Here is a 12,775-nt window from a genome sequence, read left to right as displayed (position 1 = left end):
CACAAACGGGGCTCAGTCCCATTACTGGCCTATCCCTTTTTGCGTTTCTTGCGAAAGCGCGGCGCGACATAGTTGCGTTTGCGGTCCCGGAAAAAAATCCATCCCCCGATAAAAGCGACTCCTGCGGCAAACAGCAGCAGTCCCAGCGCAAACTTCCACCAGAGGAAGCCGATCGCCGGATCGAATTGGGCGAACCAAGCGTCCTTCATTGCCAAAAATCCGTAAGTTGCCATGAGTCCGGGCACGACCAGCAGCAGCATGGCGATGAAACGAGAAATAACGGCCATCATGCTTGGCTCCTTCTATTGCTTCAAAATCGTCAATCTCTACGTTATCATAAATTTATCAAGAATTCATGTCATTTCACAAATTGGACTATATTTCTGCCGCAGAATAGAGTTACAATAAGAGAATCTTAAGATTCAGGAGGAATCATGGATGACGCATACTTTTGATATGGTTGTTCTTGGCGGAGGCATCGGCGGTTATACGGCGGCCATTCGGGCCGCTCAGCTTGGAAAAAGCGTAGCCATTGTCGAGCAGGATAAGCTCGGTGGAACTTGTCTGCACCGCGGCTGTATTCCAAGCAAGGCGCTGCTGCGAAGCGCGGAAGTATTCGCCCTCATGAAAGACAGCGACAAATTCGGCATCGGAGCCGAGGCGGTCACCCTAGATTTCTCTAAAGTCGCAAGCCGCAAAGACGCGGTAGTCGAGCAACTATACAGCGGGCTGCAATTTTTGATGAAAAAACATAAAATCACCGTATTCCAAGGGAAGGGCAGATTAATCGGTCCTTCCATCTTTTCGCCGCGGAGCGGTACGGTATCCGTCGATCAAGGTGAGGATCAGATCTTGACGCTGGTGCCGGACAAGGTAGTCATCGCGACGGGTTCCCGTCCGAGAAGCCTGCCGGGCCTGGAAACCGACGGCGTGACGATCCTGAACAGCGACGAGGCATTGCGTCTAGAGAAGCTGCCGGCTTCGGCGGTCATTATCGGAGGCGGCGTCATCGGCGTCGAATGGGCTTCGCTGCTTAGCGATTTTGGTGTGCAGGTGACCGTCGTGGAATTTGCGCCCAGACTGCTTCCGAGCGAGGATGAAGACGTATCGCGCGAACTGGAGCGGTTGCTGAAAAAACGCGGGGTTAACGTTCGTACAGGCACCAAGGTGATCACGGAATCCGTCCGCAAGCATGAGGGCGGCATGACGCTGAATGTGGAGCATCGCGAGGAACAAGCCGAACTGTCGGCCGAAATCGCGCTCGTGTGCGTAGGGCGTCAAGCCAACGTCGAGGGCATTGGCTTGGAAAATACCGATGTCAAGGTCGAAGGCGGCTTCGTCCGCGTCAATGATTCGATGCAGACGGCCGAGCTGCACATTTATGCGATCGGGGACTGCATCGGCGGACTTCAGCTTGCACACGCGGCCGCCCATGAAGGATTGACTGCGGCGGAGCATGCCTGGGGCCTGCAGCCGCACAAGGTGGAGCCGCATCGGGTGCCGCGGTGCGTCTATTCCCGTCCGGAGACGGCAAGCATCGGCTGGACGGAACGGGAAGCCAAGGAACGGGGACGCGACGTCAAGGTGTCCAAGGTTCATTTCCGGGCGCTGGGGAAAGCGATCGTGCTTGGGGAGACCGACGGATTTATCAAAGTGGTGGCCGATAAAGAAACGAACGATTTGCTCGGCGTCCATATGATCGGACCGCATGTGACCGATTATATCTCCGAGGCGGCGTTAGCTCAGCTTCTTGATGCGACCCCATGGGAAATCGGGCAGACGATTCATCCGCATCCGACCCTCTCCGAGCTGCTGGGCGAGGCGATGCTGGCTGTGGACGGGCGGTCCATCAATACGTAATTTGCTGCCGGAAGGCCGGGAGAGCGCCTCTTTATCTAATACAATTGTATTCGTAAACCAAACGGTTTATAATATAGTTATAGTGTCTGGTATTAGCACCAGGTATTAAAAATTCTCTTGTTTTTGAAAAAGGAGGCGTCTATACTCCATGTCCATCGGTCAAATAACAAAACATCGGCAGCTCGGATTGACGGACGGTCAGGCTCTGGAGATGTATACATACATGTTAAAGGCCCGCATGTTTGACGAGCGGTGCTTCCTGCTGCAGCGTTCGGGCAAAATCGCGTTCCACGTGTCCGGAATCGGCCAGGAAACGGCGCAAGTGGCCGCAGCCTTCGCGCTTTCGCGCGGGGAAGACTACTTTTTGCCATATTACCGGGATTACGGCTTCGTGCTTTCGGTCGGCATGACGTTAAAAGAACTGATGCTGTCCGTCTTCGCCAAGGCGGAAGACCCGAACAGCGGCGGACGTCAAATGCCAGGCCATTTCAGCCATAAAAAGCTGAATATCGTTACAGGCTCTTCTCCGGTAACGACCCAAGTGCCTCACGCGGCCGGAATTGCGTTAGCCGCCAAGATGAAGCGGAAAAATTTCGTGGCGTTCGCGACCTTCGGCGACGGATCGAGCAATCAGGGCGATTTCCACGAAGGCTGCAACTTTGCGGGCGTTCACAAGCTTCCGGTCATTTTCATGTGCGAAAATAACCAGTACGCGATCTCCATTCCGCTGCACAAGCAGGTGGGCGGCAGCATCGCCGAGCGCGCCCACGGCTACGGCTTCCCGGGCGTTAAGGTGGACGGCCGGGATGCGCTTGAAGTGTACCGCGTCGTGAAGGAAGCGCGCGAGCGCGCCCTGCGCGGCGAAGGACCGACCTTGATCGAAGCGGTCATGTACCGGATCCCTCCGCATTCGACGTCCGACAACGATTTGCTCTACCGCACCCCGGAGGAAGTGGAAGAGAACCGTGCGAAGGACGGCCTGCCGCGGTTCAAGCAGTATTTGATCGACTGCGGCCTCTGGAGCGAGACGCAGGATGCCGAGCTTGCGGCGGCCATCAAGCGGGAATTGGTCGAAGCGACGAATTACGCGGACGATGCACCTTTTCCGGCGCCGGAAGATACGCTCAAGCATGTGTACGCGGAACAGAGGGAGGGCTAATTCGTGGCGGTCATTACGTATTTGGAAGCGATTCGCACGGCAATGAAGGAAGAGCTAGAACGGGATGAGAACGTGTTTGTTCTGGGCGAGGACGTCGGTAAAGGCGGCGTCATGAATGCGACGAAAGGGCTGAAGGAGCAGTTCGGGGAAGAGCGGATTATGGATACGCCGCTCGCCGAATCGGCAATTGCGGGCGTAGCGATCGGTGCCGCCATGTACGGGATGAAGCCGGTGGCGGAGATGCAGTACGCAGACTTTATTTTTCCGGCGACGAACCAGATCCTTAGCGAGGCGGCCCTCATCCGGTACCGTTCGAACAACGACTGGAGCTGTCCCATCGTGATCCGCGCTCCATACGGGGCGACCGGCGGCGGCGCGCTGTATCATTCCCAATGCCCGGAATCCGTCTTTTTCGGCACGCCGGGGCTTATCATCGTTGCCCCTTCGGACCCGTATGATGCAAAAGGGCTGTTAAAGGCCGCAATTCGCAATCCGGACCCGGTGCTTTACTTCGAGCATAAGAAATGCTATTTGTCTGTTACGGGCGAAGTGCCCGAGGACGATTATATCGTGCCGATCGGCAAAGCGGCCGTGAAGCGGGAAGGCTCCGACATCACCGTCATCACGTACGGCATCACCGTGCAATATGCGCTGCGTGCGGCGGAAGAGCTGGCCAAAGAAGGCATCCAGGCTCATGTGCTCGATCTGAGAACGCTGCAGCCTTTGGATACGGAAGCGATTCTCAAGTCGGCAGCCAAAACCGGCAAAGTGCTGATTATCCACGAGGATAACAAGACCGGAGGCGTCGGGGCGGAAGTGTCCGCGATCATTGCCGAGGAGCTGCTATTCGAGCTGGACGCGCCGATTATGCGGCTGTGCACGCCGGACGTTCCGGCTGTCGGAATGAACCCGCCGATGGAGAAGTTTTTCCTTCTCAATACGGATAAGATCATGGAAGCCATGCGGAAGCTGGCTTTGTTCTAGGAGGACCGTTACATGAACGATCAAGCGACGAAAGGAACCGGCGTCAAGGTTCCTCATCTGGCCGAGAGTTTGGTATCGGCGACGATTGGCAAATGGCTCAAGCAGCCTGGGGATTATATCGAACAGTACGACGTGCTGTGCGAGCTGATCACCGACAAGGTGACGGTAGAGATGCCGTCGCCGATCGAAGGCAGGCTCATTAAGTTGCTGGCGGAAGAAGGATATACGGCTGCGGTCGGAGAAGATATTTGTTTGATCGAGGAGCCGCATCAGGCAGCAGGCAGCACGGCGGAAGCAGCAGAAGCCATTTCACAGCCGCAACGCGCTCAAGGAGGCGGACAAGCCCGTCGCGAAGCTCAAGCTGCCGGCGGTGAAGCGGGCATGAGCGGCCGTTATTCGCCTGCGGTGCTCAAGCTTGCCGCAGAACATGGGATCGCGCTGTCGGAAGTGAAGGGAACGGGCCTTGGCGGCCGCATTACGCGCAAAGACGTGGAAGCTTATGTCGCGAGCGGCAAGCCTGCAGCGGTCGAAGGAGGAAAACCGGTGGCTGCCGTCAATGCGGAAGCCGCTGCGGAAGCAGCGACCGCCGGCGTATTCCTCTCGGTGCCGCCGAAGGGACCGGTTCGTTCGACCGGCATTCATTTGTCGGAAAACCCGCCGTTGCCGAAAATCGAAGTGGAAGGTCAGCCGCTTGATGGCCGGGGCGAGTATTTGATCGACGTGACGCCGATCCGCAATACGATTGCCAGCCGCATGCGTCAGAGCGTGACGGAAATTCCGCATGCCTGGACGATGATCGAAGTGGACGTGACGAACCTTGTGCTGCTGCGGAACAAAGTGAAGGGCGAATTCATGAAACAGGAAGGGATCAACATTACCTACCTGGCCTTCCTGCTCAAAGCGGTCGTCGGCGCGATCAAGGATTATCCGATCATGAACTCGGTCTGGGCGGTTGACAAAATTATCGTCAAGCGGGACATTAACCTTGCTCTGGCCGTAGGAACCGAGGACTTCGTCGTCACTCCGGTCATCCAAAAGGCCGACCAAATGAATATTGCCGGCCTCGCCCGGGAGATCGATTCTTTAACCCGGAAAGCAAGAGCCGGCAAGCTGACGCTTAGCGATATGCAAGGCGGTACGTTTACTGTGAACAATACGGGCTCGTTCGGATCGATTTTGTCGTATCCGATCATCAACTACCCGCAAGCCGCCATTCTGACCTTCGAATCGATCGTGAAAAAGCCGGTCGTCATTCAGGACATGATTGCCGTCCGTTCGATGGTCAACCTGTGCTTGTCCTTGGACCACCGCATTTTGGACGGGGTCATCTGCGGACGCTTCCTGCAACGGGTGAAAGAGAACCTGGAAGCGTACAATCAGGACACGAAGCTGTACTAAAGATCCACGGCAGACGCGGGAGGGCTTGTCCCTAACCCGTCGCCCGCCGGCCAGCTAGAAGAAATTACTTACGGTAAACAACAGCGTGGATAACAGCATCGAGACGATCATCGCGTAGACGATGATTTTGAAAATCAATTTATTGCGCAACGATTTCAGCTCCTTATCAAGGGAATACTATCCCTATAATAACCCAAGCGGCCTAATGGAGGAAAGCTATGATTCAGCAAAAACGATTGGTAGACGAATTTATCGAGTTGGTTCAAATCGATAGCGAAACGAAGCACGAGCAGGAAATCAGCCGCGTGCTGAAAGCAAAATTCACCGAGCTGGGCTTGAAGGTGGAAGAGGACGATTCCGCAGCGAAAACCGGCCACGGCTCGGGCAACCTCATCTGCACGCTGCCGGCGACATCCGCGAAGCCGCTGCCGAAGCTGTTCTTCACTTCGCACATGGATACGGTTACTCCGGGCAAAGGCATCAAGCCGCAGATCGGCGAAGACGGTTACATCCGCAGCGACGGAACGACGATTCTCGGGGCAGACGACAAAGCGGGCCTTGCCGCCATGTTCGAAGCGATTCGCGTCCTGAAAGAGAACAACATCGAGCACGGGCAGATTCAGTTTATTATTACGGCGGGCGAGGAGTCCGGCTTGAAGGGCTCCCGCGCGATGGAAGCCAAGTGGGTCGATGCAGATCTCGGCTTTGCGCTGGACTCGAACGGCACTATCGGAGATATCGCCGTAGCCGCTCCGACGCAGGCGAAGGTGTACATCACGTTCTGGGGCCGCTCGGCTCATGCGGGCGTGAATCCCGAAGCGGGCGTGAGCGCGATTACCGTGGCGAGCAAAGCGATTGCGCGCATGCCGCTCGGCCGCATCGACAAAGAAACGACCGCGAACATCGGGCGCTTCGAAGGCGGCGTGGAAGGTGCAACGAATATCGTCGTCGAGCGGGTAACGCTCGAAGGCGAGGCGCGCAGCATCACGCAGGCCAAAATGTACGAGCAAGTTGAGAAAATGCGTCAAGCGTGCGAGGAAGCGGCGGAGGAAATGGGCGCGAAGCTTGACTTCAAAAGCGAAGTCATCTATCCGGCGTTTATGTACGACGAGTCCGCTCCGGTCGTGAAGCTTGCGATGAACGCGCTGACGAACGTCGGCTGCACGCCGCGCACCTTCCATTCCGGTGGGGGCAGCGACGCCAATATGTTCAACGGCATGGGCGTACCAACCGTCAATCTGGCTGTCGGCTATCTGGACATTCACACGACGAAAGAACGGATCGCGATCTCGGACCTTGTCAAAACGGCCGAAGCGGTCGTCTCGATCGTCAATGAAGTTGCCAAGGCATAATGCTTGGCTTTCCGGCATAAAGTAATAACATACAGGTTGTTTAATCGCTGCTTATCTCTTTTGGGTAAGCGGCGATTTTTTTTGTGCGAAAGCGGGAGGAAACGGAACATGAGGATCCAATGGGAAACGGCTGTCGTTACGGAAACGGTGGGGGAACCTTGGTCGTCGCATGGTTTGCAGGAGGTACGGGTGCGGCTTGGAGATGGTGAAACGGCGGCTGCGCTGCACGATCTTGCCGTAGGGACGCCGCTTCGGCCGGGGGACGAGGTGCTGCTGAATACGACTGCCGTTCGTTTGGGGCTCGGTACGGGCGGCGTGCATTTCGTCCACGCGCAACTTGGCAGGTTGGGCGAGAGCGTCGACAGCCCGGAAGTTTCAGCAGGTACAAGCCTGCGGGAGCTGGAGGCGCCAGATAGGCTTCGCTCCTTCGGGCCGCAGGAGGGGCACATTATGAAGCTGCGTTACACGTCTTTGCAGCGGGCCGTGCTCTCGGTCGAGGAGCCGTCCAGCCCGTATCACGCTCTGTTTGCCGAATCGCGTACGCTCAGCGGGATGCCGGTGTTGATCGGCGAGCTGCACAGCATGCTGCCTGCCGCCGTCTGCTGGCTCCGCGAGCTTGCGCGTGTGGCGGGAGCGCCGGCGCCGCGAATCGCTTATGTCATGACCGACGGGGGCGCCCTGCCTTTGGCGATAAGCGGACACGTGAGGCAGCTCCGCGAGCTTGGCTGGCTGACCGGGACGGTCACATACGGTCACGCCTACGGCGGCGACGTCGAAGCCGTCAACAAATACACGGCGCTCCTTGCCGCGAGGCATGTGCTGGAAGCCGATCTGGCTATCGTCTGCATGGGCCCCGGCATCGTAGGCACCGGCACGCCATACGGCTTCAGCGGCATCGAGGCGGGCGAGCTTGTGGGCGCGGCGCATGCCCTCGGCGGCGTACCCGTGGCGATGGCCCGCATCAGCTTCGCCGATCCGCGGCCGCAGCACCGCGGGCTCAGCCGCCATACGGTGGTGGCGCTTGGCCAAGCCGCGCTCGCGCCAGCCTGCGTCCCGCTGCCTCTGCTGCCCGCCGAAGCGGACACCGCGCTGCTGCGCGAGCAGGTGCGGCAGAGCGTGCTCGCCCGGCGTCATCGGCTGCTGTGGGAGGCGCCGCCGCCCTTGGAGCAAATGGCGGCCGCGCTGGAAGCGTACGGGCAGCCGATTACTTCCATGGGGCGAGCCTTGCCGGACGATCCGGCGTTTTTTGCGGCCATTTGCACGGCGGCAGGAGCGGCGTATCGGCTCCTTCGGAGCGAGGGACCGGATAAGCCGTAGCCGTACTGCCAGTCTGCGTCCCGTCCAGAAAGGCCGCAAGCGGCACATCGGGCGAGACGCGGTCCAGCGCCATTTTCAAATAGTTGCGGATTTCCCAGCCTTTACCTACCAGACGAAGTTGCCCTGCATTGACATACGTTTTCATAGAGTACCCCTCCTGCTTCGATAGGTTCATATAATCCACCCTATGCGGGAGACGACACGATTATGTCCTTAGTCGGGCGGCCAGCGGCCGCCGGATGTGCTATAATGGGCTTTGGTCTTATTGTTACAATACCTGTACAGAGAAGAGAGGAATCTTCCATGCCGCATAAGACGCATAAAAAATTCGAAGAAGTGACCGTCTCCACCCAGCCGATTTTTCAAGGTAAAATTATTTCCTTGCAAGTGGATACCGTAAAGCTGCCGAATGGCGCGGAAGCGACCCGCGAGATCGTTAAGCATCCCGGCGCGGTCGCGGTTCTGGCCCTTACCCCGGATGACCGGATGATCGTCGTCGAGCAATACCGCAAGCCGCTGGAGAAAAGCCAGGTGGAAATTCCGGCAGGGAAGCTGGACGCCGGCGAGAATCCGCTGGATGCCGCCAAGCGCGAGCTGGAGGAAGAAACCGGCTATACCGTCGGCTCGATCCGCCATATCAGCTCTTTCTATACATCGCCTGGCTTCGCCGACGAAATTCTTCATCTGTATGCCGCCGAGCAGCTGGTGAAGGGGCAAGCGAACCCCGACGAAGACGAATTCCTCGAAATCGAAGAGCTTACGCTGGAGCAGGCGCAAGCGTATATCCGGGAGCAGCGGATCAGCGACGCCAAAACGATCATGGCCGTTTACGCCTGGCAGCTGTATAAGCTTACCGGCTCGTTCCCGACGTGAACACGAACGCATACTACGCCGACCTGCATATCCACATCGGGCGAACGGAAGCGGGTGAAGCGGTCAAAATCAGCGCCGCGAACAATCTGACGTTCTACAACATCGCGCAGGAAGCGTCGGAGCGCAAAGGGATCGACATGATCGGCATTATCGACTGCCATTCCCCGGGTGTGCAGCGGGAAATGCTGCATTATTTGAATACGGGCGAGATGGAAGAGCTGGAAGGAGGAGGCATCCGCTTCCACCGGACGACCGTCCTGCTGGGCTGCGAGATCGAGGTGCGCGACCCTGGCTTGGGGACGGCCCATTTGCTCGCTTATTTGCCAAAGCTTGGCGACATGCAGAGCTTCACGGAGTGGCTGCGCAGGCATATGAAAAATGTGCAGCTCAGCTCGCAGCGCATCTATGTCACGGCCCGGAAGCTTCAGCGGGAAGCTATTGCGCGCGGAGGCATCCTGATTCCGGCCCATATTTTCACCCCGCATAAAAGCGTCTACGGCAGTTGCTCGACGCGGATGGAGCATTTGCTCGACTTGGACGGAATTGCGGCCGTAGAGCTCGGCCTGAGCGCCGACACCGTCATGGCCGGGCATATCAGCGAGCTGGACCGCCATACGTTTCTGACCAACTCCGATGCCCATTCGCTTCCGAAAATCGGACGCGAATACAATAAGCTGGCGCTTGAGGCGCCGACGTTCGAGGAGCTGCGGAAAGCTTTGTCACAGGAGGACGGACGCTGCGTGCTTGCCAATTACGGACTCAATCCGCGGCTCGGCAAATACCACCGCACGTATTGCGGCGATTGCAGCTCGATTCTCGACGAGCAGGGCCAGACGGCCGTGGAGCGCTGCTTGTACTGCGGCAGCCTGCGGATTGTCCGCGGCGTCATGGACCGTATTTTGAGTCTGGCGGACCGGGAGGAGCCTCGGGTTGCCCCGGACCGACCGCCTTATTGCTACCAAGTGCCGCTTGAGTACATTCCGGGCCTCGGGCCGAAAACGTTCAACCGTCTCATCGAGCGGTTCGGCTCCGAAATGAACCTGCTGCACCGCGTATCGTTCGAAGAGCTCGTGGAAGCGGCGGGCGAAACGATTGCCGGTTATATTATGGAAGCGCGCGAGGGCACGCTGCGGCTCGATACGGGCGGCGGCGGCAAATACGGCAAAGTGTCCGCACGGCAAGAATAACGCGTACACGGACGGAGTCATAAACCTGTGCACCCCCTCATATTCTGTACTATTCGGACAAGGGGGGGCGCGCCGGCATGATGCGGAACCGTACGCTGGAGCAGTATATGAAGGAGCATTTGTCGTTCTATTTATTCGTAGGCGTCGTCTTTGTCACGGGCGTCGTTTTCGGTGCGGTTATGGTGAACGCCTTATCGCTGGAGCAAAAGCAGGAGCTGAGCCGGTATTTGGGCAGCTTTTTTTCGTCCGTCCATCAAGGCGGATTGGAAGGCGATGTGACGGGTTCGTTCAAGGATTCGTTTTCCATGCATATCAAATGGTTTTTAATTATTTGGGTGCTGGGCTTGTCCGTCATCGGCCTGCCGCTCATCCTTATTTTGGATTTTTTGAAGGGCGTGCTGGTCGGCTTCACCGTTGGCTATCTGGTCGGCACCTTATCCTGGAAGGGGCTGCTGTTTGCGCTCGTTTCGGTCGTGCCGCCGAACTTGGTGGTCATCCCTTTGCTGCTCGTATGCAGCGTCACGGCGATGGCTTTCACGATTCATCTGGTCAAAAACCGGTTTATTAGCCGCAAAGGCGCTCTTTACGAACCGTTTATGCGATTTTCAGGCGTCATTCTGGCCTCCGGAGCGCTGCTGCTCGGCGTGGCGATTTTCGAGGCTTACGTCTCGCCCGTTATGATGAAATGGGTAACGCCGATGCTTGTAACGATGTCCGGGTCTTAAAAGGTTTGACTTTCCCTAAGTCCTCCTCCTATAATGTAAGCATGAAGAAAGCTTAAGCTTACGAGAAAGGTTTTGCTTCGGTGCAAAACCCGTGGGGGAGAAGCATGGAATCTCGCATCGATAAAATCAAACAACAGCTGCAATCGCAAGGCTACAAGCTGACGCCTCAACGGGAAGCGACCGTCAGGGTTTTGCTGGAGAACGAAGAGGATCATCTGAGCGCGGAAGACGTTTTTATGCTCGTCAAAGATAAAGCGCCCGAAATCGGCCTTGCCACCGTCTATCGTACGTTGGAATTGCTCAGCGAGCTGCATGTCCTCGAGAAAATGAATTTCGGCGATGGCGTAGCCCGCTACGACTTGCGCAACGACAGCTCTCATCACCATCATCATCACCTCATCTGTGTGCAGTGCGGTGCGGTCGACGAAATTATGGAGGACTGGCTGGGCGCGCTGGAAGAACGGCTGGAGCGCGAATACCGGTTTCAGGTGCTCGACCACCGGCTCGATTTTCAGGGCATTTGCCACCGCTGCCGCGACAAGAACAAAACGTAAACACAAAACCTTCGGCTTGATGCTTGATCAAGTATGAAGGTTTTTTGCATTTTGCCACATATTCGCACCGAAAAGGCAAACGCTATACCATATCATACGCTTTGATGGAAAAACGGGAACAGGAGGCATGAAGCGATGATCATCGGGATACCGAAGGAAATCAAAAATAACGAAAACCGAGTCGCCTTAACCCCCGGCGGCGCAGCGGTTCTGAGAGAAGCCGGGCATAGCGTTATTGTGGAAGCGGGAGCCGGTGCGGGCAGCGGATTTTCCGACGACGAGTATGCCAAGGAGGACGCACAGCTGCTTCCTTCGGCTGCCGAGGTTTGGGGCAAGGCGGAGATGATTATGAAGGTGAAGGAGCCGCTCCCTGCGGAATTCGGTTATTTCCGCGAAGGGCTGACGCTGTTTACCTATCTCCATCTGGCCGCCGAGCCGAAGCTGACCGAGGCGCTCGTGCAGCATAAAGTAACCGCCATCGCGTACGAGACCATCCAGCTTCCGAGCGGGGGGCTGCCGCTGCTTACTCCGATGAGCGAAGTGGCCGGACGCATGTCCGTTCAAGTCGGCGCGCAGTTTCTGGAGAAAAATTACGGCGGGCGCGGCATTCTGCTCGGCGGGGTACCCGGCGTGCCTCCGGCGGACGTGATCATTTTGGGTGGAGGCATCGTCGGAACCAATGCCGCGAAAATGGCGCTCGGACTTGGCGCCAACGTTGTCGTCATCGAACGCAGTGCGGAACGGCTCCGGTATTTGGACGACGTGTTCCATGGCCGCATCCGCACGTTGATGTCCAACCCCTACAACATTGCCAATGCGGTTCAAAAGGCGGATCTGCTGATCGGGGCCGTCCTTATTCCCGGCGCGAAAGCGCCGAAGCTCGTCAGCGAGGAGATGGTGAGGCAGATGAAGCCGGGAGCTGTGATCGTGGACGTAGCCGTCGATCAGGGCGGATCGATCACGACGGTGGATCGCGTGACGACGCACAGCGCGCCGACGTACGAGAAGTACGGCGTCCTTCATTATGCGGTCGCCAACATGCCGGGAGCCGTGCCACGGACCTCGACGCTGGCGCTCACGAACGTGACCATCGGCTACGCCCTCGAATTGGCCGACAAAGGGGTGATCCGTGCGCTCTACGGCAATCCGCCGCTGAAGCTCGGCGTAAACACCTATCAGGGCCATGTCACGTATCCCGCGGTAGCCGAAGCCGTCGGCTTGCCTTATACGGGCTTGGATTCGCTGCTGCCGATCAGCTGACAAAGGCAGCGGCGCATGCCGGCGGTATGGTTTCGTCTCGTTCATCGATCGAGCACGCATAATTTGGCCGGTACGGTCATAGTGTACTCTTAGAACCTGTCTGAAC

At 57.5% G+C, this 12,775-nt stretch carries 14 protein-coding genes; 11 read left to right on the top strand and 3 right to left on the bottom strand.

Going from position 1 to position 12,775, the window contains the following annotated elements; translation table 11 throughout:
- Nucleotides 1–29 precede the first annotated feature (29 nt).
- Complete coding sequence (locus tag ET33_RS11600) at nt 30–290, bottom strand: DUF2627 domain-containing protein (RefSeq protein ID WP_036680888.1); 261 nt, start codon at nt 288–290, stop codon at nt 30–32.
- Between the two features lie 148 nt (nt 291–438).
- On the opposite strand from ET33_RS11600, the gene lpdA reads away from it, so the two are divergent.
- From lpdA to ET33_RS11580, 4 genes are all read left to right on the top strand, one after another.
- Nucleotides 439–1,860, top strand: coding sequence for a dihydrolipoyl dehydrogenase (gene lpdA / locus ET33_RS11595; RefSeq protein ID WP_036680886.1), 1,422 nt, complete (start codon nt 439–441; stop codon nt 1,858–1,860).
- Between the two features lie 148 nt (nt 1,861–2,008).
- Nucleotides 2,009–3,019 (top strand): thiamine pyrophosphate-dependent dehydrogenase E1 component subunit alpha, encoded by a 1,011-nt coding sequence (locus ET33_RS11590; protein WP_036680884.1) that lies wholly within the window; start codon nt 2,009–2,011, stop codon nt 3,017–3,019.
- A gap of 3 nt (nt 3,020–3,022) precedes the next feature.
- On the top strand, nt 3,023–4,003 hold the full coding sequence (locus ET33_RS11585) for an alpha-ketoacid dehydrogenase subunit beta (RefSeq protein ID WP_036680883.1): 981 nt from the start codon (nt 3,023–3,025) through the stop codon (nt 4,001–4,003).
- A 12-nt stretch (nt 4,004–4,015) separates the two neighbouring features.
- A complete protein-coding gene (locus ET33_RS11580; RefSeq protein ID WP_036680882.1) occupies nt 4,016–5,401 on the top strand; it encodes a dihydrolipoamide acetyltransferase family protein in 1,386 nt (461 codons plus the stop codon).
- Between the two features lie 54 nt (nt 5,402–5,455).
- Here ET33_RS11580 and prli42 read toward each other — a convergent pair whose 3' ends face one another.
- The gene (prli42, locus tag ET33_RS38395) at nt 5,456–5,551 is read right to left on the bottom strand and encodes a stressosome-associated protein Prli42 (RefSeq protein WP_152570619.1); all 96 of its coding nucleotides are present in this window, start codon (nt 5,549–5,551) and stop codon (nt 5,456–5,458) included.
- 68 nt (nt 5,552–5,619) lie between these two features.
- Here prli42 and ET33_RS11575 point away from each other — a divergent pair, with 68 nt between their 5' ends.
- Together ET33_RS11575 and ET33_RS11570 are read left to right on the top strand one after the other, a co-directional pair.
- Nucleotides 5,620–6,753 (top strand): M20/M25/M40 family metallo-hydrolase, encoded by a 1,134-nt coding sequence (locus tag ET33_RS11575; protein ID WP_036680881.1) that lies wholly within the window; start codon nt 5,620–5,622, stop codon nt 6,751–6,753.
- Between the two features lie 108 nt (nt 6,754–6,861).
- Entirely contained in the window at nt 6,862–8,070 is a 1,209-nt protein-coding gene (locus ET33_RS11570) for a DUF3866 family protein (RefSeq protein ID WP_051775256.1), read from the top strand.
- Here ET33_RS11570 and mciZ read toward each other — a convergent pair.
- Entirely contained in the window at nt 7,958–8,215 is a 258-nt protein-coding gene (mciZ, locus tag ET33_RS37395) for a Z-ring formation inhibitor MciZ (protein WP_081890287.1), read from the bottom strand. The genes ET33_RS11570 and mciZ overlap by 113 nt on opposite strands.
- A gap of 158 nt (nt 8,216–8,373) precedes the next feature.
- Here mciZ and ET33_RS11565 point away from each other — a divergent pair, with 158 nt between their 5' ends.
- The 5 genes from ET33_RS11565 (at nt 8,374) to ald (ending at nt 12,669) form a co-directional block, all read left to right on the top strand.
- Nucleotides 8,374–8,943 carry an NUDIX hydrolase gene (locus ET33_RS11565; protein WP_036680879.1) on the top strand — a complete coding sequence of 190 codons (570 nt, stop codon included), beginning with the start codon at nt 8,374–8,376 and terminating at the stop codon, nt 8,941–8,943.
- Nucleotides 8,940–10,130 carry an endonuclease Q family protein gene (locus ET33_RS11560; RefSeq protein ID WP_036680877.1) on the top strand — a complete coding sequence of 397 codons (1,191 nt, stop codon included), beginning with the start codon at nt 8,940–8,942 and terminating at the stop codon, nt 10,128–10,130. The genes ET33_RS11565 and ET33_RS11560 overlap by 4 nt, the downstream gene beginning before the upstream one ends.
- A gap of 77 nt (nt 10,131–10,207) precedes the next feature.
- Complete coding sequence (gene spoIIM, locus ET33_RS11555; RefSeq protein ID WP_036680875.1) at nt 10,208–10,855, top strand: stage II sporulation protein M; 648 nt, start codon at nt 10,208–10,210, stop codon at nt 10,853–10,855.
- 104 nt (nt 10,856–10,959) lie between these two features.
- A complete protein-coding gene (gene fur / locus ET33_RS11550) occupies nt 10,960–11,409 on the top strand; it encodes a ferric iron uptake transcriptional regulator (RefSeq protein ID WP_036680872.1) in 450 nt (149 codons plus the stop codon).
- A gap of 135 nt (nt 11,410–11,544) precedes the next feature.
- Nucleotides 11,545–12,669: an alanine dehydrogenase gene (gene ald / locus ET33_RS11545; RefSeq protein WP_036680870.1), complete on the top strand. Its 1,125-nt coding sequence runs from the start codon at nt 11,545–11,547 to the stop codon at nt 12,667–12,669.
- Nucleotides 12,670–12,775 lie beyond the last annotated feature (106 nt).

It is taken from the genome of Paenibacillus tyrphae (genome assembly GCF_000722545.1).
Lineage (GTDB): Bacteria > Bacillota > Bacilli > Paenibacillales > NBRC-103111 > Paenibacillus_G > Paenibacillus_G tyrfis.
The sequence above is the reverse complement of the archived record's forward strand: the minus strand, read 5'-3'. Positions and strand labels throughout refer to the sequence as shown.